Below are 24,571 nucleotides of genomic sequence, written 5' to 3' on the forward strand. Positions count from 1 at the left end.
TTTTCCTTAACTACGAATCCATACCAGGCAACGTTGCGCGTTCAAATCCGGCACCTCAAGCGTGTCAATGTGCCATATTTTCCAGTCGGTGTGTAGGGTTAAATCCTGGATTTCTTTTTCCGGCGTCAGACCTTTCATTGCAATGAAGACACCGTGTGGTTTCAAATGCTTTGACGATAACTCGACAAAATCCTGCAAGGACGCAAACGCGCGCGACACGATAACATCTGCGTTCAAATTACTTAGCTGTTCGATACGGCCGTGGCATGCTTGTAAATTCTGCAGCTGCAAGGCGCCTCTTAACTGCCGAATAAATGCGGTTTTCTTTTCAACGGCGTCTACACAATAAACCTGCCAATCAGGAAAACATATCGCCAGAACAACCCCTGGCAAACCACCGCCGGAACCCACATCGACCAGGGTGCCCGACTTTCCTTTTCTATTTGTATCTAAATATTTCAGAAAAGGGGGGATTAACGCCAGGCTATCAAATATATGGTGGATTAAAACCTGATCAGGTGCGCGTAACGCCGTTAAATTATAGGTTCGATTCCATTTCAATAAGGAATGTACATACTTCTGTAATTGCCCTATTTGCAAATCACTTAAAGCAAGACCAAGTTTTTGTGCTGCGTCGGCAATACGATTCCTGTAATCGGTTGCTATTTCCATCAGGCAACTTTCCGGCCATATTGTAAGCGTTTTATGTGAATCAATAATAATGAAATAGCCGCAGGCGTTACACCTGAAACACGTCGGGCCTGGCCTATTGTTTGCGGCCGGCTTTGCTTCAGTTTTTGCCTTACCTCAATTGAAAGGCTATGAATCGCATCGTAGTTGATTTCATCAGGGATTAATTGATCTTCCAATTCCGCTTGCTTCTTCACTTCTTCCTGCTGGCGATTTACATAACCGGCATATTTGATTTGTATTTCCACCTGCTCAGAAACCTGGGCCTCCTTAACCAGAATACCCGCCAAAGTTTCACCTTCGCTATCTTTAAGGTCGGCCAATGTTTCATATTGAACATTGGGGCGTTTCAAAAGATCATGCAAAGAATACTCACGTTCAATTTGTTTTCCTAGAACTCGCTCGGCCGATTCAGCACTCAATTTTTGAGGTTGGACCCATGTTGATTTCAAACGCGCCACCTCAGCCTCAACAGCGTCACGCTTTCGGTTAAACGCATCCCACTGCGCATCACCAACAAGACCCATTTGGCGTGCTTGATCTGTTAAGCGCATATCGGCGTTATCTTCGCGCAGGCTTAATCGATACTCGGCCCTGGAGGTAAACATTCGGTATGGTTCACTTACACCACGGGTAATGAGGTCGTCAACCAACACACCAATATACGCCTCGTTTCTTTTAGGAAGCCAAGGTTCAAGATCTTTTACAAATCGCGCAGCATTCAAACCCGCAACCAAACCCTGCGCTGCCGCTTCTTCGTAACCTGTGGTTCCATTAATCTGGCCTGCAAAGAATAGGCCACTAATCGCTTTTGTTTCCAATGAAAATTTTAATTCACGTGGATCGTAGTAATCATATTCAATGGCATACCCGGGCCGCATAATATTGGCGTTTTCAAGACCCGGTAAAGTTCGTATCATGGCCAACTGTATGTCGAACGGTAAACTTGTGGAAACACCATTTGGGTAAATTTCTGTTGTTGTAAATCCCTCCGGCTCCAGAAAAATCTGGTGGCTCGGCTTATCGGCGAAACGGTGAATCTTATCTTCAATGGATGGACAATAACGCGGGCCAACCCCTTCAATTTGTCCTTGGTCACTATACATGGGAGAGCGATCCAATCCTGAACGAATAATGTCATGCGTGCGTTCATTCGTATGGGTTATCCAGCAGGGCACTTGTTCTGGATGCATACCCACATTACCCATAAAAGAAAATACAGGTATTGGATCTAAATCTCCGGGCTGTGCAAGTGTTTTGCTGAAATCAATTGTTCTTGCGTCGATACGTGGCGGTGTACCCGTTTTCAGCCGACCTTGAGGTAATTTTAATTCTTTAAGCCTTTGGGCCAATGAAATAGCCGGGGGATCACCAGCTCGACCTGCGGAGTAATTATCGAGTCCAACGTGAATCAATCCATTTAAAAATGTTCCCGCCGTAAGAACGACTGCTCTACCTTTGAACTTCAAACCAATCTTGGTTACAGCACCAACTACTTTTTCACCTTCGATCATTAAATCTTCAACTGATTGCTGAAAGATCGTAAGGTTTGCCTGGCTTTCTAATACCGTTCGAATTGCTTGCCGATACAACGATCGATCTGCTTGAGCCCGTGTGGCGCGTACGGCTGGTCCTTTCGAGCGATTTAGAATCCTAAATTGAATTCCCGCTTTATCCGTTGCTAAAGCCATGGCACCACCCATAGCATCAACTTCTTTAACCAAGTGCCCTTTACCGATTCCCCCTATGGAAGGGTTACACGACATTTGGCCTAGGGTGTCGATATTATGCGTTAGCAGTAAAGTGTTGGCTCCAGTACGCGCAGAAGCAAGTGCGGCCTCTGTACCTGCATGGCCACCCCCCACAACAATCACGTCAAAGGTATCGGGATAAATCATATAAAAAGTCTAGAACGAGATGAATGCCTAATTATAACTGGCTGACCTTGTTCCACGTGAAACAAGGATAATAAACCTGTAAATTCCATTTTCTAACTTTGTTTCACGTGGAACATCACCCAAAATACTTACACCATATTTGTTCCACGTGAAACACTGAAAAGTAAAAACAGTCTGTGAATAACACATACTAGTTTGGAGAATAAAAAGCGTAGAACGTAATTACTATGCGGGTCGTGATCACACAAGCTTGTGGATAACAGTGTGCATAATTACGGGAAAGAAAAAAGCCCCAACACGTGGGGCTTCTTCTTAACAAGTTAAAGAACCTGTTTACAGAGCTCGAATATTTGCAGCCTGAGGACCTTTTGGACCATCATTAACTTCGAACTCTACTTCTTGACCTTCGTTCAGACTGCGATAGCCGCGACCTTCGATAGCTGAGAAGTGAGCAAAAACATCGGAACCACCAGCATCGGGGGTAATAAAACCAAAACCTTTGTCGGCGTTAAACCATTTAACTTTACCGGTTTGAGACATAATAAATTAGCGTCCTAAAAAAACATAAAAAAAACAAAAGAAACAAGGGGCGCTAACACGAATAAAAAACCGGAAATGCCAACGGGTTTTACGGAACCCAAAAACACAAAATCGGGAAATACTTAGACGACGCTTACGCTCTGCTTGATTTCAAATGCAGCATCAGCATAACCATAGTTGTTATATCTTTCAACTACTTATTAACCCTAGGTTAACGTAACGCAACACTTGTAGACAGCATAAACTACAAACTGAAAAAATTAACCAAATCCAAAACAACTGTAAAAAGAGAGCTTGAATAATGACCACAGCAATTCGCTCAAAACTACCATCTGTTGGCACAACGATATTCTCGATAATGAGCCAACTTTCAATTCAGAATAAAGCGATTAATCTCGGGCAGGGGTTCCCTGATTTCAATCCAGACAGAAAATTGATCGAGCTTGTAAACCAGGCGATGCTTGAGGGCTATAACCAATATCCGCAACTTGCAGGTTTTCACGTTTTATTGGCTGCGATCTCGGAAAAAATTGAAACCCTATATGGCCACCGTTATTCACCTGAAACCGAAATTACGATTACATCGGGTGCCACCGAAGCGTTAATGAGTTCTATATTGGCGCTGTGCGGAGCGGGTGATGAAGTCATTATCATTGAACCTTTTTATGACTTATACCTTCCTGCGGTGCAACTTGCCGGTGCGACTCCCGTTGTCGTTGCAATGGATCCCCCAACACACCCAAATGAAAACTACAAAATAAATTGGGAAAAAATACGTGATGCACTCAGTTCAAGAACCCGATTACTTATTATCAATACCCCTCATAATCCAACCACAATGGTATTCAAAAACGATGATTTAAATGAACTTGAATCGATTGTTAATCAATACGGAATAAACATTATTTCAGACGAGGTTTATGAACATATTGTATTTAACGGCAATCCTCATTTAAGCATGTCTTCTCGGCCGGCATTGGCTGAAAAATCGGTTGTTATCTCCTCGTTTGGAAAAACATATCACGTTACGGGTTGGAAAATAGGCTATTGCGCAGCACCAAAAGCTTTAATGACAGAAATTCGCAAAGTTCACCAATTTGCCGTTTTTACGGTAAGTACCCCAATGCAAGTTGCTTTAAGTCGCTTTATGAGTAACCCGGATACGTATTCGAACTTATCTTCATTTTATGAAGAGAAAAAAGATTATTTATCAAATCAACTAAAAACAAACACGCCGCTGATACCTTATTCTTCGGAAGGGTCATTTTTCCTTTTGGCGTCTTACGCCGATTATTCAGACTTGAATGAATATGATTTTTGCCATTGGCTAACAACTGAACATCGTGTTACAGCCATTCCATTGTCAGCGTTCTACTGCAGCCCAACTGCAAAGACATCGAATAACAGACTTATTCGTTTATGTTTTGCAAAGAACACCAACACTTTGGATGAAGCCATTACGCGATTGAAGTGTTTATGACGTTTCCAATGCAGACCGAAGTATAGAGCGAATAAGGCGCTTTGCAAATTGCTTTACTGGGGTGGAAACGGGTTGGGACACTAATAGTTTTATACACATCTTTTATATATAAAACTTAAATAACTAATGGGTGCCTGTGTATAGTGTGGAAAACTAAAAAATACCTTATTAATCAATATGTTATATGAATATTTAATGGGTATAAACTGTCTTACAAGTACCTAACAGTTTCTGCATAATTCTATTGGGCTGTGTAATTGACGCAGTTGTTCAGCTTTCATCCACAGTTCATTCACAATCGTTTTCTCTAGTAGTTATCCACAACCCTTTTCGACACAGCTAAATTGTAAATAAATGAAACTATTTAGTGAAAGCTTCGAAACCATTGTCGAAAACCACTCGATTTTCAGGCCAACGCAATGCGGCTAATCTGAATCTAGAGGTTTCAATGGGTTGGTTTGCTTTGCGGTCGCGCCAACGTGCACCAACGGAGTAATCAATACAAAATACGTTGTGTCGCTTACCATGCCAGGCAAGGGGGGGAATATTGGAAAATAGCCGGGTGTAGCGCGGTGTACGAGACGCTTCTTGTTTTTCCAGTAATCGCCAGTAATGACCAATAACAACCGGTATGTTGTCTGAATAATTCATCCACCAATTGATGCGATCGGAATAGCGCCAACGGCGGCCTGCGAAGAAGGCTTCCTCGCTTCTTTTTTCAACGCCTGATGTTAAGACCTTCAGCGGATTAAAAGTTTGCTGCATGGCCTCATATTCAGCGATTGCGTCTAAAAATGGCGGCGGGTTGGATTCGTCTTCCAGACGGTCAGCCCATTTTTCTTTTGCCTCCAGGTAGTGCTCGTAAATACCCTCTGCGTCAGCCTGACGACGTGTGTGTTCCTCCCACTCAAAGTAGTTTTCAACTAATGTTCCCAAAGGGAGTTGGCTGACGGCGTTAATAGCATTTGTGGTCCATGCTGCATGGACAATACGAATATCGTTCCGATAAAGCGCAACGGGTTGTTCAGACAAGAACGTGCGTAAACTTTCGCGTTCTGATTCGGGTGTGCGAGCAAACGGCGCATAATTTTCACAATCACGTTCAAATCGTTCGTCGAAAAACCAGCCCGAACCGTCTTTAATATCGTTAACCAATAAATTCAGTTCGTGGTTACCCAGAATAAATTGTGCATTGTGATTCTCAACCAGGTCGCGAACACGTTTTACGACACCTGGGCTGTCGGGGCCACGATCAACCAGATCGCCGATAAACACCAGACGGCGGTTATCGGGGTGTGAACCGTTACTTCTATATCCCAGTCGTTCAAGGAGGGCTTCCAGGGCATCGATTTCGCCGTGTATGTCGCCAACGATATCGATTGGCCCGCTATCGAGTGACTTAAGCAAATACATAGACTATGGGCGCTTCTAGAGAAATATTTTTTGCAGCAAGCGTAAAAGTTGTTTTTGTTCGGCGTTTGAAAGATTAGGAATACTTTCGTTTTTTTCGAATTGCTGCCTGGCTTTGCCAAACAGAAACTGACCTTTTTCCGTTAGTTCCAGAATTTGTGAGCGTTTATCGTTTGGATTACGTTTTCGTACCAACAACTGACGTAATTCCATTTTATCGAGAAGTGTCGCGAGGTTGGGTGGGGAGACATTAATTGTGTGCCCGAGCCGCTTCTGGTTAATTTGCGGATTGGCACTAATAAGCGATAGAACAGTGAATTCAACGGGCTTAAGTTGATACCGTATTAACCTTTTTTTAATATCCGGTTCAATCTTCAAATAAGCCTGAAGACAGTTATAGCCCACTTGTTTTAAAAGAAACGACTGTTCTATGGCAGCATCGCTTTCCTGATTGTTTTTTATGTTACTCATGACTACATCAGGCTATCAAGGTAATTCGTTGAATGACCTTGTTGTGAGTGAATTAAATATTGATCTATTACTTGTATTAATTGCCGTGTTTCCGGAAGGATGAAGTCAAAATAGTATTGTGCGGTATCGATTTTCGATCCGTAAAACGCAGGATCCTTTTCTTTCTGTTCATCGGCGATCGTGGCTGCTTTCAGCCATAACCACCCCATTGCTGCGTGTCCAACCAGGCGTAACATTTCAGGTGCAATTTGATACGGTAAATCAGGCGATCTCCGGCTTGCATCGGATACTGCCGGAATGAGTGTGCGTAAGTGCTGACATACTTGTGTTAACGCCGCGACTGAGTTTACAAACGTAGGTTGTGTTGTTGTGTTGATCGTTTCCTGAATTCGATCCAGCAAATTAAAAAGGCGTTGGCCATTATCGGCAAGTATCTTGCGCATGATTAAATCGATTGCCTGAATCTCATTGGTACCTTCGTAAATTTGGGCAATTTTTATGTCGCGCAAGTATTGCTCAATACCGGTTTCCTGAATGTACCCATGGCCACCGAAAATTTGTATTGCCTGGCCGGCGGCTTCGAACCCCTGATCCGTCAGCATGGCTTTAATAATGGGTGTGAGTAACGCTAACTCGCCTTCGAAGTGCGCCTTTACTTCATCATCGGGATGGTGCTCGGCGCCGTCAAGTAGCAATGCGCTGTAGTAGGCAAGCATGCGGCCGCCTTCGGCGTAGGCTTTTTGTGACATCAACATGCGTTGTATGGCTGGATGCATCACGATTGGGTCGGCGGGTTCCCGGCGACGGTTCTCAGGGCGGGTTGCCGCACGCATTTGAACGCGTTCTTTGGCGTAGGCTAAAGCGTTCTGGTAAACGGTTTCCGATACACCGACGCCATTGATGCCAACCAATAAACGGGCGGCATTCATCATTTTGAACATGGCTGCCAGCCCTTTATTGGGTTCGCCTACCAGCCATCCTGTGGCTTGTTCAAACTGAATGCTGCAGGTTGCACTGCCATGAATACCCATTTTGTGTTCAATACCAGTACAGTGCACCACGTTACGTATTTTTGGAACCCCGTTCTCCGGTAGGAATTTGGGTACCAGAAATAAAGAAATACCTTTGCTACCCGGCGGCGCGTCGGGTAACCGGGCCAATACCAAATGCACAATATTTTCAGTTAAGTCGTGTTCACCACCGGAAATAAAGATTTTGTTTCCTTCAAGAATATAGTGTCCATTTTCTGCCGGCGTGGCCTTGGTGCGAATCAAGCCCAGATCGCTGCCGGCCTGGGGTTCCGTCAGGCACATGGTGGCGAGCCATTCGCCACTGACAATTTTGGGTAAATAGACATCTTTTAATTCATCATTGGCGTAATGATAAAGACTTGAATATGCGCCGTGCAGAAGGCCGGGAAACATTGACCATGCATGATTCGTTCCCGTTAACATTTCATATAAAACGGTGTTTAAAGTATGGGGCAAACCTTGCCCGCCGTAGGCGGGGTCGCAAGCCAATGCAGGCCAACCGGCTTCCTGAAACTGTCGGTAAGCCTGTTTGAATCCGGTCGGTGTTTTCACATGTCCGTTTTCGAATCGGCAGCCTTCGCGATCGCCCACCGCATTGGTGGGAAAGAGTATTTCAGATGCAAAACGCCCGGCTTCTTCAATGACCTGACTCATTAAATCCTGATCAATTTCTTCAAACTCAGGGTAACGGTTCAATGTTTGTGCAGCGTTGAATAATTCAAACAGTACAAATGAAATGTCTTTCAAAGGGGGGTGGTAATGCATGAGGCTTAGCTCCTTTGAACTTTATTCTTTTTCTGATCCAGAAATTCCGCCAGCAAGCGTCGTGTTGCCGGGTCGGTTTGTGCAACGGCCGCCATTAATGATTCTGTGGCCAGGCCATCTTGAATATTCTGATCGGCAATACGCGGCAACATGTGCATAACGGCGTAGTTGGTCATTTCAGCGTTGCTTGAAATACCTTTGGCCAGTTCCATGGCTTTTTCCAACCCTTTGCCTGGTTCGGTTAAATAGGTTGACACGCCAATCTGCTGACCTTCCTCAGCGTTCAGTACACGGCCGGTAAGCATGAGGTCGGTCATGCGGTTGACTCCCATGAGTCGTGAAATACGCACCGAGCCGCCACCGCCCACGAACAAGCCCCGTTTTCCTTCCGGCAAAGCGTAAAAAGCAGACGATTCAGCAATCCGAATATGTGTGGCGGACGCCAGCTCAAGCCCACCGCCGACAACGGCACCATGCATCACGGCAATGACAGGTGCCCGACCGAACTGAATTTGGTTGAAAGCTTCATGCCACATACGCGAATGCATAACAGACTGGGGTACCGTGTGTTCCCGAACCTCGGAAAGATCAAGACCGGCACAAAAATGCTCGCCCTCGCCATTCAAAATAATGGCTTTCACATCTTCCGAAAAGGATTGAAAACACTGATTCAGCTCACTGACCAGATCAAGGTTGATTGCGTTGCGTTTAGCCGGACGCGTTAGGGTAACGAGCGCGATGTTGTCCAGCATTTTGACGGACAGCAAGTTGTATTGTTTTGTAGAAGTCATTTTGGCGTGTCCCGCGATAAGAAAAAATAGGATATCAGGTTAATAATTATGAATCATAATATTTATATTTTATAAATAAATTAGGACCAACCCTGAGGAAAAATGACTATTGCTTTTTCTGTTAGAACAGAATTCAATGGTGATAAGGTTCTCTTACAAATAAATACAATGCCGGGCTGGTCTCAGTTGTTGCATAAACCCTATTTGCGACTTAGGTTGCGCCCCATTACCGCGTCTATCGCGGTAATGGTGTTGGGTTTTGCCTTAACGTATCAATTGTGGACGTTTTTTAATACCCAGGCTCGTAATGAGTTGAATCGACTGTTCTTAATTGAAGCTGACCTCGCGGTGGAACGGTTTTTGCGTCAGCTCGAAGATTTTGAACAACAATTGGAAGCCATTCGTGCTTTATTTGCTGCTTCGGTCGTAGTGGATCGTGAAGAATTCAACGCGTTTGTTGATACCTTGCATTTGCAGAAATCCAACCCGGGTGTACGTGCTTCCGGGTATGCCGCTTTCTTTGAAACAGCCGATCAGGCACCGGTTGTATATATTTTTCCAGCCAGTCCGGAGAATCTGAATGTGATCGGGCGCAACGCGTTTGAAAGTGCGCCGCGCAAACAAACGATGCTTGAGGCCATGGTAACGGGTCGTGCGATGTTGTCGGGCCCTTTAAGCTTATTTCAGGACCACGCCGCGAACAAGGTGTCGAATAGTTATCTGTTCTACATGCCGATATTTCAAAACCTGCTTAGTTATAGCGTTAACAACGGTAATCGGCAATTGCTGGGCTGGGCTTATATTGCATTTGATATGCGTGAGAGTATGGCTTCAGTTTTATTGTCGGAGCAAATTAACTTAACCCATGAAATTTTCGACATTACGAATCAAAATAACCCGGTTCAAATCTATGGTGTGGCGGGTTCGTCGTACCCAAGAATAGACGAAAGCAAACATGTTCAGGATGCATTTCGCACGCTAGAGGCTTTTGGGCGGATCTGGACCATAAAAACCGTTTCCACCAATGATTTCGAGCGCAGATACATGCCCGCCACGCAATGGTGGGTAGCGTTATTTGGTATCACAGCTACGTTATTTCTGGCGGTTTTATCCTGGCTACTGGTTGATCGTACGGCCGCCTTGCGCCACATTAAGCGTATTAACCGAAAATTAACCATTAGTGAACAAAAATGGAAGTTTGCGCTTGAAGGCTCGGGCGACGGCATGTGGGATTACGATATTCCAAATCAAACTTTTCGTGTGTCCGCACAATGGAAAGCTCTGTTGGGATATGGGCCTGACGAATTGAGCGTTTCAATTGATGAATGGAAAAGCCGTTTGCATCCCGATGAATATGCAAGAGTTACTGAAGCGCTGGACGGTTATCTTAATGGGCTTAATCTGCATTACAAGGTGGAACATCGTTTGAAGTGCAAAGATGAAAGCTGGAAATGGTTTTTGGCACGCGGCATTGTCGTTGAGCACGATGAAAGCGGTAATCCAAGCAGAATGATCGGCACCATCACCGATATTTCTCATATGAAAGCGTCCGAGGAAATTATCTGGCGCCAGGCCAATTTCGATGCGTTAACCGGGCTGCCGAATCGACGCATGTTTTTCGATCGCCTTGAACATGAAATTCGGCGAACCCAGCGTTACGGCAATGGCTTTGCACTGGTATTTATCGACCTTGACGAATTCAAGGAAATTAACGATTCATACGGGCACCAGGCCGGCGACCAGGCGCTCATCATCGTAACCGACCGCCTGAAAAGCGCGGTTCGCGCCAGTGATACGGTTGCGCGTTTGGGGGGTGACGAATTTACTTTAATATTGGGGGATATTACGCAAGAGTCTGATGTGGTGACGGTGTTGCGTAAGGTTTTATCGGTTTTGTTGCAACCCATTGAACTCAAGTCGGCCACTGTCAAAATTTCCGCCAGCATGGGCATCGCTTTTTGCCCTGAAGATGCTGACACCGCAGACGATTTATTGAATAAAGCCGATCGCGCCATGTATAACGCCAAGGAAGCCGGGAAAAATGAATGGCGATTCCATCACTGATGTTCGAGGATTTCTGGCGAACTTGCCGGGTATGGTTTACCGCTGTCGCAACGACGCATACTGGACCATGTTGTTTGTAAGTGAGGCAGTTGAACGACTAACCGGCTATCGCGCCGAAGAGTTGCTTGGTAATCGAACCGTTGCCTATGCCGATCTGGTTTTTCCTGCTGATGTGGCTTTGGTTAATGAAAAGGTACGGGAAGGCCTCGAAAAAGGGGGTCACTTCAACCTGGAATACCGGATTTGTCGGGCCGACGGTGAAATCAGGTGGGTTTGGGAGCAAGGGAATGCGATGCCCAACCGTAACGGCGATATTTCTTTGCTTGAAGGCTATATAACCGACATCACCAAACGGAAAACCGCCGAATTAAGGCTTTCACAAATGCAGCGTCAGTCGGCGGTGATCCTTCAATCGGTTACCGAAGGTATTCACGGAATTGATCGTGACGGCCGACTGATGTTCGTGAATGCGGCGGCGTTGAGCATGCTGGGTTACACCAGTGAAGAAATGCTGGGTAAGCAATCTCATGCCCTGGTGCACCACCACCGAAAAAACGGCTCACTTTATCCCATTACAGAATGCCCGGTATTTAAAACGTTGCGTGATGGCCGTGTGCGGCGCGTGGATGAAGATTATTTTTTTCGCAAAGATGGAAGCCCGTTTGCTGTGGAGTATGTTGTGTCCCCCACGGTCGATTTCAGCGGTATGGTTACCGGCGCAGTGGTCAGTTTCAGTGATATTACCCAGCGTCTGGCGCTTGAAGAGCAGCTATTGCAAGCACAACGCATGGATGCCCTGGGGCAGCTGACAGGGGGTATTGCGCACGACTTCAACAACTTATTAACCGTTATTTTGGGCAATGCCGAACTGCTGGAAGAAAGTCTGACCGATGACGACGAAAAAAAACCATTGGCCGGCATGGTCGTTAAAGCGGCTCAACGTGGGGCTGATTTAACCCAGGCATTACTGGCATTTGCCCGTAAACAACCTTTGGAACCTAAGGTTGTCGATATCAATGAACTGCTCGGGCAAATCAAGCCGTTTCTGCAACGTGCGCTGGGTGAGCAAATTTTGGTTGATCTGAGTTGTGATGACATTTTGTACCGAATACATGTCGACCCTGTACAACTTGAAAGTGCCTTATTGAATCTGGCTATTAATGCGCGTGATGCCATGAATGGCAGTGGCCGGTTATTAATTCGTACTGAAAACCACTGGCTCAGCGTGTCGGAAGCCCAGGAGTTCGAGGTGTCTAAAGGGGCTTATGTTGAAATCTCGGTTTCAGATTCCGGGCGGGGTATTGAGCCCGAACTGCTTGAGCGTGTGTTTGAACCCTTTTTCACTACCAAAGAAAGGGGAAAAGGCACGGGGTTGGGGTTAGCCATGGTGTATGGTTTTGTGCGCCAATCGGGAGGTCAGGTTCGCATTCGCTCAATTGTGAATAAAGGTACAACAGTTCGTTTATTTCTGCCTGCGCTTATTGGCCTGGGCCGGGCCGTAAGCTAGTTTCGTTTTGGCTTTAATGCTGATTTTCGTAGCACTGCCAGCAAAATCTTTACAAAATATAACAAAAGTATTGCACCGACGAAATCGCCGGTTACCATCACTAAAAAGCTTTGCCATGATGCGTCGGCATGGCCGTAGAATGCGAACCAAATGTGATGAAGAAAGGCGCTGGTAATGGCAAAAAGGAAGCAGCATTGTACGAGCAGTTTCGGTGTTAAGTTGGTTAGCGACGCACTTAGGTTATGCCGGTTATTTAATGATAAATAAACGAGATAAGGCGAAAAAGCCGACAAAAAGCTAACAATTACGGTGTATACTGGGTCGGGGTGGACGACGTAATAAGACCCTGCCAGCCATGATCCAAGCCCAATGCCAATGGCCCCGGGTGTGCGAAATAACAGTACGCATAACAAGCGGGCGCCGGCCGGCAAGTACACCCAGTTTACGCCCGCAATCCACTCGAATTGGGTGAACAGCCAGCCATTAACCTGTAACAAAAACAGGAAAAGTATGCTTGAAAGCGCGATCATGAATAGCTGTAATACTATTTGTGACATTTAAATTATTGTCCTACAAATAGGCGCTTGCTAACATCAGCCGTGTTCATTGCAAGATTTATGACTAACGAATTATCTAATGACATTTCAAATGAAAGATAAAACCCGCCCTGCTGACATTTACCTGCGTTTTCTTCAGCTAGCCGAATCACTGCGTGGCTTGCCTTCGTTACCTGCGCTTGATCCACTGGAAGAGCGTATTTTGAGTTTGGTGGCCTTTGCAACGAAAGAGGCCAGCCGGTTGTCGGTGCGCGATATGATGGCGTATTCCGAACTTGGCTCACCTGCAACCATACACAATCGTTTGAAATCCATGCGGGCCAAGGGTTGGATTATGCTGACCGATACAGAGGATTCCCGCCGTAAGCAAATTACACTGACCCAGGCGGCATTGCTTCATTTCGACAAACTGTCGAAATGCCTTGTTCAGGCGGCAAAAGAACACTAGTTGAACGTTAACTGGTTTAACATTAAATACAAAAGAAGGAAACCACCAAGTTTCCAGTTAACGTTGAAATGTTATTTTTAACAGCAGTATTATAAACCGGGCGTTCGGTACGCATCATAACAATTAGAAATGTGTTTAAACGCATGCGGCTTGCTATTACAGCCGTAGCCGGCCTGAATGCCCGACGTTCAGACGTCTTTCTCAGCGACGTCCTCGTTCATATTGAAGCCTTGCCATGCTTGGGCCAAGGCGCTCTTCCGTAATGTGTTTCGTGTCATTCCTCCTGCCGTCCGGTGGCACGGCATAGGGGTATTCCATCATGCACATTTTTTGCTATAGTGCAGTAAAATCACTTTATGCATAAAAAAAGGGGCTAACAATGAAATATGTTTCTTACGTTAAGGCAGGAAAACCGGGCTTCGGCGCTGTTGTTAATGATAACAAAGTTGTTGATTTAACAGACAAAATTGCCGGAGTGGGTAGTTTGGCGGAATTGGTCGGTAGCGAGAAATCATTAGCCGAAGCAAAAGCCTATGTTGCGAACCAAACACCGGAATTTGGTCTTGACGCCGTCACGCTGGAGCCGGTTATTCCCCAACCCAGCAAAATTATTTGCATTGGCATTAACTATGTGGCGCATGCTGCGGAAGCCGGGCGCAAAGTGGGCGACCACCCGGTTGTTTTTCATCGTTTCGCCGATACCCTGCAAGCTGCAAACGCGCCGCTCATTCGCCCCACTGCATCGCACGACTTCGACTTCGAAGCCGAACTTGCGGTTGTGATCGGTAAAGGCGGTGCCAATATTAAGCCGGAAGATGCCATGTCGCATGTGGCCGGTTACACCTGCTTCAACGACGGCAGCCTGCGCGATTGGCAATTTCATACCCACCAATACGGCATGGGCAAGAACTTCCGTAAAACGGGCGGCCTGGGGCCATGGATGGTCACCGCCGACGAGGTCGACGACTACCGGAAAATGGAAATTAAAGGTGTGCTGAACGGTGAAGTCATGCAGGAAGGTAAGTTGTCGGAACTGGCGTTCGATATCCCCTATTTGATTTCGTACGTATCCAAAGCGCTCGATTGGAATCCCGGCGATATTCTGGCCACCGGTACACCCAGCGGCGTGGGCTTTAAACGCAAGCCCCCTGTGTTCCTGAAGCCCGGCGACACCTTTGAAGTGGTGATCTCACAAGTCGGAACCTTGTCGAACACCGTTGTCGACGAAGCGTAAGAACGTACGGAACATATTCAACTATCTGTGAGGCGGTTATGAATCATTCCCCCATTCTGCACTTTACCCATGCAGGCATCCATTGTGTCGATCTCGACTTGATGGTGGATTTTTACTGCAACAAACTGGGTCTGGTTATTATTGATGAAGGGGTGGCATCAACCGGGCACCGCCTCTATTTCTTATCGCAAGATCCGGAAATTCACCACCAGATCGTGTTGTTCGACGGCAAGCCGGCTAATCTACCGTTCAACCCGGTGAACCAGCTTTCTTTTCTGGTGAAATCACTTGCCGACCTGCGTGCCTACTATCACTTTGCTCAAAAGGCGGGTATTCAGAATATCGGCCAGGTCGATCACGGCAACGCGTGGTCTATCTATTTCAAAGACCCGGAAAGCAACCCGATTGAAGTGTATGTCGATAGCCCTTTCTATTCGGCGCAGCCTTGCAAAGAACCGCTAGACCTGGACACAAGCGACGAAGAAATTATTGCGCGCACCGAGAAAATGGCGCGTAATCGGCCAGGGTTTCAAACGCGTGCGCAATGGATTGAGTCGACGCGAAAAAGAATCGCCGAGAAACGCGCTTTAAAGCTTTGAAAAGGTAGGCAATACGCTTAAGTAACAGAATGACACAATAGGATTGAGGTACCATCGTCATTGGAAAGCAGTAACTCACTTGAACAAAAAGGAGAGTTCCAATGAATGTATTTGAACGCCTCGAGTCTAATGTCCGAGCCTACTGCCGTGCCTATCCGGCCGTATTCGAGAAAGCTTCGAATGCGCGCCAATGGGATGAAAACGGTAATGAATTTATCGATTTTTTCGCCGGCGCCGGTGTGCTGAATTATGGGCACAACAATGAACGGATGCGTAAGGCGATTATCGATTACATGCTGGCCGATGGTGTTACGCATAGCCTAGACTTGCACACCACCTCGAAACGTACTTTTATTGAACGTTTCGAAGACATCATTCTTAAGCCGCGCAAGCTGGAATACAAACTTCAGTTCACCGGCCCAACCGGCACCAATGTGGTTGAAGCCGCCTTGAAACTGGCTCGCAAGGTTACTGGTCGTTCAACCGTTGCAGCGTTCACAAACGGCTTTCACGGGATGACGCTGGGCGCCCTGGCCGTGACCGGTAACGCACATTACCGCAACGTCAGCGGCGTTGCATTAAATGATGTGCTGCGCCTGCCTTTTGAAGGGTATGCCGGCACGGGCGTGGGTTCCCTGGACATGATTCGCCAAACCCTGGCCGACTCCTCCAGTGGTGTCGAGGCACCGGCCGCCTTTCTGGTTGAAACCGTACAGGCCGAAGGTGGCGTGAACGTGGCCGGCAAGGAGTGGTTACAGGCGCTGCAGGCCTTGGCCAAGGAATACGGCGCGTTGTTCATTATTGACGATATTCAATTGGGTAACGGTCGCACCGGGCACTTTTTCAGCTGGGAAGACATGGGCCTGGATCCCGACTTGGTCTGTCTGGCCAAGGGTATAGGTGGTTTCGGCACGCCCATGGGCTTGCTCCTGATCCGTCCTGAGCTCGATCAATGGTCGCCGGGCGATCACACCGGCACCTTCCGTGGGCAGAACCTGTCGTTCGTGGCCGGTAGTGAAGCGCTGGCCTATTATGAAAACGACGACTTTCTGAAATCGGTGCAGGAAAAAGGCCGTTACATGGAAGAGCGCCTGAACAATATTGTTGCGAATCACAAGAAACTGAATTTTGAAGTGCGTGGTCGCGGCATGATGCAAGGTCTCGATACACATAGCCCCGCCATCGCGAAAAAAATCATGGCGGCTGCCGCGAAACAGCGCGTGATTGTGGGTGCGTGCGGAACAGACGGCCGCGTCATCAAGGCGTGCCCGCCCCTAACCATCGAGCAAGAGACTCTTGAACGCGGGCTGGATTTGTTGGAGGCGGCAGTGAATGAAGGGGTGACGCAATGAGGGATCACGACGGGCTGACCTTTTCCCTGAAAGAATATGAGCGTCGCCTGACTGAACTGCGTCAGCGAATGCAAGAGCGTTTGCTGGATGCGGTGATTATTTCCGACCCGGAAAATCTCGCTTATTTAACCGGCCATCAAACCACCGGCTATTCATTTTTCCAGGCGCTGTTGGTGCCAATCGACCGCGAGCCGGTTTCGATTACGCGCCATTTGGAAACTTCCAACATTGAATACAGAACCTGGGTCGAAGACGCCCGCTACTACAGCGATACCGGCGACGCCATACAAATGCTGTACGACGTGATTCGGGAAATGGGCCTGATTGGCAAGAATGTGGGCCATGAGCGAAATAGCTACTTTTTTCCAGCCTATCAGCAAGACCGTTTGCACACCATGTTTTCCAACGGTAACTTGCAAGATTGTTTCGGCATTGTGGAAGAAGGCCGTATCTGCAAGTCAGACGACGAAATCGAGGTCATGAAAAAGGCCGCGAAGGCCACTGAAGCGGGGATGAAGGCGGCATACGAAGCCGTGGCTGAAGGCGCCACGGAAAATGAAATCGCTGCGGCAGCCTGCTCTGCCATGTTCAGTGCAGGGGGCGAGTACCCGGCGGTACTGCCCTACGTTACGTCGGGTCCGCGCACCATGATTGGCCATGCCACCTGGGAAGGGCGCACGGTTCAGGCGAATGAACATGTGTTTCTGGAAATGGCGGGTTGTTATCGCCGCTACCATACGGCCATGATGCGCACGGTGGTGCTGGGTGAGTTAAGCCATTCCATGTACAAGGCCCAAGAGCGCATGAAAACGGCGTTGATCGAGGTCGAAAACTTAATCCGACCTGGTGTTACGGTGTCAGATGTAGACAAGTTGGTTCGTAACATTATTTCCGACAACGACATCGGTGCCCAACTGGTAACGCGCGCCGGTTATTCCATTGGTATTGCTTTCGCGCCGTCGTGGGATGAAGGCTACATGTTGAGTTTGAAGCAGGGCTCGCAAGAAATACTTAAGCCCGGCATGACCATTCATATCATTCCGTGGATGTACGGTGTTGACGGCGATAAAACCTGTGGCATTTCCGACACCATTCGCGTGACCGAAAAAGGGTGTGAGTCCTTTTTCGACCTTGACCGCAATTTTGTGGTGAAGCCGAATTAGCCGCGTTTCGGGCCCAACCATATCTGTTGGGCGTTCACGAATTCGTGAATGCCCGGCATACCCAATTCACGACCATAGCCCGATTTCTTGATCCCGCCGGAGGGCAGTCTCGGATCGGTTTTTACAATCCCGTTAATGGCCACCTGGCCCGCCTCGAATCGCGGAGCCAGTGCCTCGCCCCGCTCTGCCGTCGTCCAGACAGCGGCCGCCAACCCATATTGCGTGGCGTTGGCCACTGCTACGGCGTCGTCAGCGTCTTTAACCGGGGTTAACGCGGCCACCGGGCCGAAGGTTTCTTCGGTAAAAGCCGCTGCATCGCGCGGTACGTCGGTTAACAGCGTAACGGGATAAAAGCTACCTGGCTTATTTGGTATTTCGCCACCCAGCAGGCAACGTGCGCCTGCTTTGATGGAGTCTTCAACCTGACGGTGCAACTGATCGCGTAAATCGGCTCGCGCCATGGGGCCGATATCGGTGTCGGGTTGGGTTGGATCCCCCACTTTCAGGCCTTCAAGCCGCTTGCGAAACTTTTCCACGACTTCAGGGTAAACCGACTCTTCCACCAAAATGCGTTTGGCGGCAATACACGATTGGCCCGCGCAAATAAAGCGCGACAAGGCAACCGTGTCAACGGCTTGATCGAGATCGGCATCTGCCAGGATCACGGCCGGGTCGGAGCCCCCCAGTTCCAGCACCGCCGGTTTAATTTCGCCGGCGGCCAGGGCGGCAACCTGTTTGCCTCCGCCGGTAGAGCCGGTAAACGAGACCGCGGCAGTTCGGGGGTCGCGAATCAGTGCGCCGGCCGTGTCGTTGCCGACGATCAGGGTTTGCAATACACCCTCAGGAACGCCCGCTTTGCGAAACGCTTCTTCAATGGCGTCGGCACAGCCCGGCACATGTGAATCGTGTTTGATAATGACGGTATTGCCGGCCATGAGGGCCGGCGCGAAAACGCGTGCAGCCAGCCAGTAAGGGGAATTCCACGGCAGAATGCCCAGTACGGTACCCAGCGGCAGGTACTGTACCCAGCTGCGCGTGGCGTCGGATTCAATGGTTTGGGGGGCCAGATAGGTTTTCGCGTGTTCGGCATAGTGCTCTGCGGCCCAGGCCGTTTTTTCCACTTCGCCATCGGCCTCTTTCACGGGTTTGCCCATTTCTTCCGTCATCAGCGCTGAATGGAGGGCTTTGTCTTCGCGTAGTTGCCTGGCCACCGCTTTCAGGTGCGCGCCCCGTTGTTCGAAACTGAGTTCACGCCAGTGGGTGAAGGCTTGGGCGGCGGCGTTGAGCTTGCGCTCTACCACTTCGGAAGTGTCCCAGGCGCGTTCCTTGATGATCTTTCCAGTTGCAGGATTGACAATTTCCGGCATGAACTCTCCTTTCGTTTTACTTGCTGTGTACTTCCTTGCCGCCGGGCGTAACCAGATACCATTCGGCACCAAAACCGTTAACATCCTGGCCCATGGTATCGCCCGGGGCCTTGTCTTTGATGAAATAGTAAAGCGGCCAACCATTGTAGGTTACCTGCATCGTACCATCGGGGCGCTTTAGTGACCCCAGCGCGCCGGCGTTAACACCCGCACCGGCCTGGGGCTCGCCATCGCTGGTAAGCGGTGGCCATGCGGTGGCGCAGGCGTCGAAACAGGTGCTTTTACCCGGCTCGTCGGCTTTGAATAAATAGAGACTTCGGCCTTGGCCATCGGCCAGGTGGGCGCCAAGTGAGGATTCCTGGACGGTTACCATGGCCGGGCCGGCGGCGCCGGCAATAGAAAGCCCGGCAACCAGGGTGATGGCGGCGAGTGTTGCGTTCATAAGCATTTTCATGGCGTGTCTCCTTTAAAAATACGCTGCCATGCCGAATAGTTCGACCAGCGATTTGAATACGGTAGTGACCACGTTGACGTGTGTCAACGGCCGTGAGGATTAGGTATTACTGCCGAATGTCTTGCGCCGGCCAACCCCTGAGCGCCTCCTGAAGCGTGGGAATGTGGCACACTTTAGGGCTGGAGAAAGCTGAAGAAAGAGAGATAAAGCCATGCCCGACAATTCGTCAGAGGCCAATACCGTTATCAATAAAGGTCCGGTGCGAAAGAACGAGCCCGAGCGCGGCAAGAAAGGCCTGGCGCAGGTGCTGCTGTTAATTACGATCGTGTATGTGGCGATGAATTTGAGGGCCGGGCTAATCAGTGTGGGGCCTGTTATTGATTCTATCGGCAAGAGCCTGGGCTTGTCCGCAACGGCGCTGGGGGTGTTGCTTACCCTTCCGGTCTTGTGTTTTGGCGCGTTCGCGCCGTTTGCGCCGCGTATGCTAAAGCTACAGTCCGCCGAGCGCCTTATTTTGTTCAGCCTGGTTTTGCTGACGGGCGGCATTGTATTGCGCAGCAACCTGGGGTCACCGGGTCTGTTCGTGGGCACTTTCTTGCTGGGGTTGGCCATTAGTGTGGTAATGGTGCTTTTGCCGGGCATTATTAAGCGGCACTTTCCGGTGAATGCGGGGTTGATGATGGGCCTGTATTCCACCGCCCTGGCGGCGGGCGCAGCGACGGCGGCGGGGGTTACCGTGCCCATGGAACAATGGCTGGGCGACTGGCGCCTTGCATTGGGGTTCTGGGCCGTTCCGGCTGTGCTGGCCGCGCTGGCCTGGGTGCCGCAGGTGCGGGGCGAGTCGGCTTTTAGCGCCCGGCAGTCGACGGCGGTACCCCGCTTGCGCAGCAATTGGCTGGCCTGGCAGGTGACGCTGTTCATGGGCATGCAGGGGGCCATCGCTTATTGCATCTTCGGCTGGCTGCCGCTGATACTGATCGATCGCGGCCTGAGCGCGCTGGATGCGGGTTTTGTGCTGGCTACGCTCATGAGCATCCAGCTTTCCACATCCATTACCGGGCCCTGGATCGCCACCCGCGGGCGCGACCAGCGACCCACGATCTTCGTCTTGATGATGTTGGTGGCGGTCGGTTTCCTGGGCCTGATCTACGGGGCGACCAGTGCCGTCTACATTTGGGCGGGGATATTCGGGCTGGGGTTTGGCGGCATGTTTGCGGTGGCGATGGCGCTGCTGGTGCTGCGTTCACCCAACCCGCAGGTGGCGGCGGCGATATCGGGTATGTCACAGGGCATTGGCTACATGATCGCCGCTGTGGCGCCGCTGATCGTGGGCATTTTGCATGAATACACAGGCGACTGGAACGCTGTGGCGGCGTTCATGATGCTGCTTATTGTGGGTGCATTGTGGTCGGGGTTGCTGGCGGGCCGGGCGCGCTTTATTGAATAGGGACGCGTTCGGAGCAAGATTGAGCAAATCACTTCCCAATGCAAAAACTGGAAAATATCTCGCCCAGCAAATCGTCGCTGGTAAATTGGCCCGTAATACTGCACAACGCCTCATGGGCCAGCCGCAATTCCTCGGCAAATAAATCCAACACCTGATCGTTATGGGCGGCGTGGTCGGCCGCCTGTTGCAGGTGCATGGCGGCTTCTTCCAATGCTCGAACGTGCCGCTCGCGCGCCAGCCAGGGGGATTCCGTTGCCGGGCTCCAGCCGGCAATGTCCAGCAGCCGGGTGCGTAAGGCATCCAGCCCTGCCCCGGTCTTGGCTGAAATAAACAGTACGTTCTCCGATTCGGTTTGCCCACGGGGTGTTGATCCCGTCTGTTCCGGCGCCCCATCTGCCAAATCCAGTTTGTTAAACACCTTCAACACCGGAATATGTTTGGGCAACCGTTCGGCAATGGCGGAATCCAGTTTGTCGTTCTGGGCGCGAATGTCTTGCAGATGCAAAACCACATTAGCCTTCTCGATTTCCGCCCAGCTACGGGCAATGCCGATGCTTTCAACGGTATCTTCGGTTTCCCGCAAGCCGGCGGTGTCGATAATATGCAGCGGTACGCCTTCAATGTGAATTTGCTGAATGACGCGGTCGCGGGTGGTGCCGGCAATGGGGGTCACAATGGCCACTTCGTCGCCCGCCAGGGCGTTCAGCAAGCTGGATTTTCCCACATTCGGTTGACCTGCCAGCACCACATGCAGGCCTTCCCGCAATATTTGCCCTTGTTGCGCCTGGGCCAGAATCTTGTCTAAATCCTGTTGCAGCGCTGCCAGTGTTTCACGGGTCTGGTATTTTTCCAGGAAGTCGATTTCCTCTTCCGGGAAGTCCAGCGTGGCTTCCACCAGCATGCGCAAATGCACCACCTGGTCGTCCAGTGCGTGAACCTGCTGGGAAAAGGCGCCGCTTAACGAAGCCATGGCACTGCGTGCGGCGGCGTCGGACGAGGCTTCGATTAAGTCGGCCACGGCTTCGGCCTGGGCCAGGTCCATGCGGCTATTCAAAAAGGCGCGTTGGGTGAATTCGCCGGGTTCGGCCAGGCGCAGGCCCAGGTCTTTGCCGGTTTCCAGGCAATGCGTTAATAAACGCCGTAACACGGCGGGGCCGCCGTGGCCTTGCAGCTCCAGCACATCTTCGCCGGTGTAGGAATGCGGGCCGGGAAAAAATAGCGCAATGCCTTTGTCGATGGCGGTGCCCTTTTCGTCGTTGAAGTCCAGATAATGCGCATGACGTGGCTTCAACGGCGTGGTGAACAGGCGCTCACTCAAAGCGGCCAGATCGCGTCCGGAAATGCGAATAACGCCAATGCCTCCTCGTCCGGGGGCGGTGGCAATGGCAATAATGGGGTCGTAGGCGCGCGCGGTCATAATGGGCGTATTTTACTTCCGGTGTTTGCCGGGATGTGCGAGGTAAAAAACCGTCTTATCAAAAACGAACTGCACGCTAAAAGCCGAGAATCAACTCAACCTTTAGCGTGCAGCTTATTGAACCGGCTTCTGAGGCTCGGCGTTAATTATTTTTAACGCTGAGCTTGCTGTTTCTGTTTTTCCAGCTTATGCATAATGTAGCGCTGCTGAGCAATGGAAATAATGTTGTTCACGCACCAGTACAGCACCAGCCCGGCGGGGAAGAAGAACATCATGCCGCCGAATACCAAAGGCATCAGCATCATAATGCGGGCCTGCATGGGGTCGGGCGGTGTGGGGTTCAACTTAATTTGCAGGAACATGGTGCCCATCATGACGGCAGGCAGAATGAACCAGGGGTCGCGGGCCGACAGGTCGTGAATCCAGAGAATCCAGGGGGCGCCGCGCATTTCCACGCTACCCAGCAGTACCCAGTACAAGGCAATAAACACCGGAATCTGCACCACCATGGGCAAGCATCCGCCCAATGGGTTGATTTTTTCGGTACGGTACATCTCCATCATGGCCTGGTTCAGCTTGGCGCGGTCGTCGCCGAACTTCTCGCGCAAGGCTTGCAAGCGCGGCGTTACCTGCTTCATTTTCGCCATGGAGCGATAGCTGGCCGCCGACAGCGGGTAGAACACCAGTTTGATGAGCAGCGTCAGCAGAACGATTGTCCAGCCCCAGTTACCCACAAAACTGTGAATCCAGGTCATCAGTTCGAACAAGGGTTTGGCAATAATGGTGAGGAAGCCGTAGTCGACCACCACACTCAACCCAGGAGCCACTTTTTCCATGGCGCCCTGGTCTTGCGGGCCAACCCAAAGTTGCGATTGCGCAGTGGCGGTTTCACCCGGCGCAACCGTGCCCATGGGCTCAATGGCACGAATGGAGTACAGGTTGTTGCCTACGCGCAGCGCTTCGTTGTAGCGTGTTTGCCCTTGAGTGGGTACCCAGGCGCTGGCGAAATAGTGCTGCACCATGGCAATCCAGCCATTGTCGGCCTGCTTGATGTATTTCGCCTTGTTTTCCTGAATGTCGGAAAAGTCGATTTTTTGATATTTTTCCTGTTCGGAATAAACGGCTGGGCCGGTGAAGGTGTTGTAGAAGAAAGAGCTGTCGGGTGGGTCGTTACCGTCGCGCGTCAGCTGCAGGTAAACCGACGGCTCAACCGGCTGATTACCCAGGTTTTCAACATCGTGCCGCACGTGAATGTTGTAGCTGCCCTTTTCCAACCGGTAGGTTTTCGTGACTTTCAAGTTGCCGGATTCGGCTTCGAAAACAACGTCGAGGTAATCGCCGGTAAGACTGGTTTCTGAAGAAACCATGCGAAAAGGCGTTAAGTGCGTGGGGAATTGCGTGCCTTGCGGTGCGCCGACTACGCCGGTTTGCGCCACATAAATAGAGGAGGGCGAATTGTCGAGCAGCATCATGGGGCTGTCTTCACCATCGAAACCGGTGAAATCAAGCAATTGCGCTTTTACCAGCTGCGCGCCCTGCGTGTTGAAAGTCAGGTCGTATACATCGGTGGTAACCGACACCAGTTCGCCCTGTGCACCCTGTTCGGTTTGGGTGGTTTGCGCGGGAACGTTCTCGGTTGCCGCCTGGCTGCCGGCCGGCACACCTTCCGGAATATTACCGGTGCTGTTGGTGGTTCCAGCGCTTTGGCTGGTTTGGCTGCCGTTATCGGGCGCCTGGGTAGACGCGGTTTGCGTTGGCCCTCCCCCCAATAGCGACGGCTGGCCGTTGTGAATTTGCCAGTTATTCCATAGCAACAGCAGTGAGAACGTAAATACAATCCAGAGGAGGGTGCGTCGGATATCCATAGCGCCTGTTATCAGTTAGTA

General features: G+C 50.0%; 21 protein-coding genes. 9 read left to right on the forward strand and 12 right to left on the reverse strand.

The annotated features are described in order from the left end of the window. Nucleotides 1-6 precede the first annotated feature (6 nt). The 3 genes from rsmG to cspE all read right to left on the reverse strand — a co-directional run bounded on the left by rsmG (nt 7) and on the right by cspE (nt 3,128). A complete protein-coding gene (gene rsmG, locus G9Q38_RS03535) occupies nt 7-672 on the reverse strand; it encodes a 16S rRNA (guanine(527)-N(7))-methyltransferase RsmG (RefSeq protein WP_166127850.1) in 666 nt (221 codons plus the stop codon). After that, nucleotides 672-2,588, reverse strand: coding sequence for a tRNA uridine-5-carboxymethylaminomethyl(34) synthesis enzyme MnmG (gene mnmG / locus G9Q38_RS03540; RefSeq protein WP_166127853.1), 1,917 nt, complete (start codon nt 2,586-2,588; stop codon nt 672-674). The genes rsmG and mnmG overlap by 1 nt, the downstream gene beginning before the upstream one ends. A 333-nt stretch (nt 2,589-2,921) precedes the next feature. Continuing rightward, complete coding sequence (gene cspE / locus G9Q38_RS03545; protein ID WP_114420180.1) at nt 2,922-3,128, reverse strand: transcription antiterminator/RNA stability regulator CspE; 207 nt, start codon at nt 3,126-3,128, stop codon at nt 2,922-2,924. A gap of 301 nt (nt 3,129-3,429) precedes the next feature. Between cspE and G9Q38_RS03550 the strand changes: the two genes are divergently transcribed. Next, nucleotides 3,430-4,608: a methionine aminotransferase gene (locus tag G9Q38_RS03550; RefSeq protein WP_166127855.1), complete on the forward strand. Its 1,179-nt coding sequence runs from the start codon at nt 3,430-3,432 to the stop codon at nt 4,606-4,608. Nucleotides 4,609-4,968: 360 nt separating this feature from the next. On the opposite strand, the gene G9Q38_RS03555 is transcribed toward G9Q38_RS03550, so the two are convergent. From G9Q38_RS03555 to G9Q38_RS03570, 4 genes are read right to left on the reverse strand one after another with little or no spacing between them, the layout of a single operon-like run. Then, a complete protein-coding gene (locus tag G9Q38_RS03555; protein WP_166127857.1) occupies nt 4,969-6,021 on the reverse strand; it encodes a metallophosphoesterase in 1,053 nt (350 codons plus the stop codon). Nucleotides 6,022-6,036: 15 nt separating this feature from the next. After that, nucleotides 6,037-6,489 (reverse strand): MarR family winged helix-turn-helix transcriptional regulator, encoded by a 453-nt coding sequence (locus G9Q38_RS03560; protein WP_166127859.1) that lies wholly within the window; start codon nt 6,487-6,489, stop codon nt 6,037-6,039. Nucleotides 6,490-6,491: 2 nt separating this feature from the next. Next, on the reverse strand, nt 6,492-8,285 hold the full coding sequence (locus G9Q38_RS03565; protein ID WP_166127862.1) for an acyl-CoA dehydrogenase family protein: 1,794 nt from the start codon (nt 8,283-8,285) through the stop codon (nt 6,492-6,494). Nucleotides 8,286-8,290: 5 nt separating this feature from the next. Beyond that, nucleotides 8,291-9,076, reverse strand: a complete 786-nt coding sequence (locus G9Q38_RS03570; protein ID WP_166127864.1) for a crotonase/enoyl-CoA hydratase family protein — start codon at nt 9,074-9,076, stop codon at nt 8,291-8,293. A 168-nt stretch (nt 9,077-9,244) separates the two neighbouring features. Here G9Q38_RS03570 and G9Q38_RS03575 point away from each other — a divergent pair, with 168 nt between their 5' ends. Together G9Q38_RS03575 and G9Q38_RS03580 are read left to right on the forward strand one after the other, a co-directional pair. Then, entirely contained in the window at nt 9,245-11,140 is a 1,896-nt protein-coding gene (locus tag G9Q38_RS03575; RefSeq protein ID WP_166127866.1) for a sensor domain-containing diguanylate cyclase, read from the forward strand. Further along, nucleotides 11,118-12,647: a PAS domain-containing hybrid sensor histidine kinase/response regulator family protein gene (locus G9Q38_RS03580; protein WP_166127868.1), complete on the forward strand. Its 1,530-nt coding sequence runs from the start codon at nt 11,118-11,120 to the stop codon at nt 12,645-12,647. The genes G9Q38_RS03575 and G9Q38_RS03580 overlap by 23 nt, the downstream gene beginning before the upstream one ends. Here G9Q38_RS03580 and G9Q38_RS03585 read toward each other — a convergent pair. Further along, nucleotides 12,644-13,204 carry a hypothetical protein gene (locus tag G9Q38_RS03585; protein ID WP_166127871.1) on the reverse strand — a complete coding sequence of 187 codons (561 nt, stop codon included), beginning with the start codon at nt 13,202-13,204 and terminating at the stop codon, nt 12,644-12,646. The two genes, G9Q38_RS03580 and G9Q38_RS03585, sit on opposite strands and share 4 nt — an antisense overlap. Before the next feature lie 91 nt (nt 13,205-13,295). Between G9Q38_RS03585 and G9Q38_RS03590 the strand changes: the two genes are divergently transcribed. The 5 genes from G9Q38_RS03590 (at nt 13,296) to doeA (ending at nt 18,000) form a co-directional block, all read left to right on the forward strand. Beyond that, entirely contained in the window at nt 13,296-13,652 is a 357-nt protein-coding gene (locus G9Q38_RS03590; protein WP_114420496.1) for a winged helix-turn-helix domain-containing protein, read from the forward strand. Between the two features lie 379 nt (nt 13,653-14,031). Next, nucleotides 14,032-14,886, forward strand: a complete 855-nt coding sequence (locus tag G9Q38_RS03595; protein ID WP_166127873.1) for a fumarylacetoacetate hydrolase family protein — start codon at nt 14,032-14,034, stop codon at nt 14,884-14,886. Between the two features lie 38 nt (nt 14,887-14,924). Next, nucleotides 14,925-15,485, forward strand: coding sequence for a VOC family protein (locus G9Q38_RS03600; RefSeq protein ID WP_166127876.1), 561 nt, complete (start codon nt 14,925-14,927; stop codon nt 15,483-15,485). Nucleotides 15,486-15,586: 101 nt separating this feature from the next. Beyond that, nucleotides 15,587-16,837: a diaminobutyrate--2-oxoglutarate transaminase gene (gene ectB, locus G9Q38_RS03605; RefSeq protein WP_166127878.1), complete on the forward strand. Its 1,251-nt coding sequence runs from the start codon at nt 15,587-15,589 to the stop codon at nt 16,835-16,837. Beyond that, nucleotides 16,834-18,000 (forward strand): ectoine hydrolase, encoded by a 1,167-nt coding sequence (doeA, locus tag G9Q38_RS03610; protein WP_166127881.1) that lies wholly within the window; start codon nt 16,834-16,836, stop codon nt 17,998-18,000. The genes ectB and doeA overlap by 4 nt, the downstream gene beginning before the upstream one ends. Here doeA and G9Q38_RS03615 read toward each other — a convergent pair. Then, nucleotides 17,997-19,367 carry an NAD-dependent succinate-semialdehyde dehydrogenase gene (locus G9Q38_RS03615; RefSeq protein ID WP_166127883.1) on the reverse strand — a complete coding sequence of 457 codons (1,371 nt, stop codon included), beginning with the start codon at nt 19,365-19,367 and terminating at the stop codon, nt 17,997-17,999. The genes doeA and G9Q38_RS03615 overlap by 4 nt on opposite strands. Nucleotides 19,368-19,383: 16 nt before the next feature. Then, complete coding sequence (locus tag G9Q38_RS03620; protein WP_166127886.1) at nt 19,384-19,821, reverse strand: COG4315 family predicted lipoprotein; 438 nt, start codon at nt 19,819-19,821, stop codon at nt 19,384-19,386. A gap of 211 nt (nt 19,822-20,032) precedes the next feature. Here G9Q38_RS03620 and G9Q38_RS03625 point away from each other — a divergent pair, with 211 nt between their 5' ends. Further along, nucleotides 20,033-21,268, forward strand: coding sequence for a CynX/NimT family MFS transporter (locus G9Q38_RS03625; RefSeq protein ID WP_166127888.1), 1,236 nt, complete (start codon nt 20,033-20,035; stop codon nt 21,266-21,268). A 28-nt stretch (nt 21,269-21,296) separates the two neighbouring features. Here G9Q38_RS03625 and mnmE read toward each other — a convergent pair whose 3' ends face one another. Together mnmE and yidC are read right to left on the reverse strand one after the other, a co-directional pair. Beyond that, entirely contained in the window at nt 21,297-22,685 is a 1,389-nt protein-coding gene (gene mnmE / locus G9Q38_RS03630) for a tRNA uridine-5-carboxymethylaminomethyl(34) synthesis GTPase MnmE (protein ID WP_166127891.1), read from the reverse strand. Nucleotides 22,686-22,837: 152 nt separating this feature from the next. Continuing rightward, nucleotides 22,838-24,550: a membrane protein insertase YidC gene (gene yidC, locus G9Q38_RS03635; protein ID WP_166127893.1), complete on the reverse strand. Its 1,713-nt coding sequence runs from the start codon at nt 24,548-24,550 to the stop codon at nt 22,838-22,840. Nucleotides 24,551-24,571: the final 21 nt, after the last annotated feature.

The organism is Pusillimonas sp. DMV24BSW_D, from assembly GCF_011388195.1.
Lineage (GTDB): Bacteria > Pseudomonadota > Gammaproteobacteria > Burkholderiales > Burkholderiaceae_B > Neopusillimonas > Neopusillimonas aestuarii.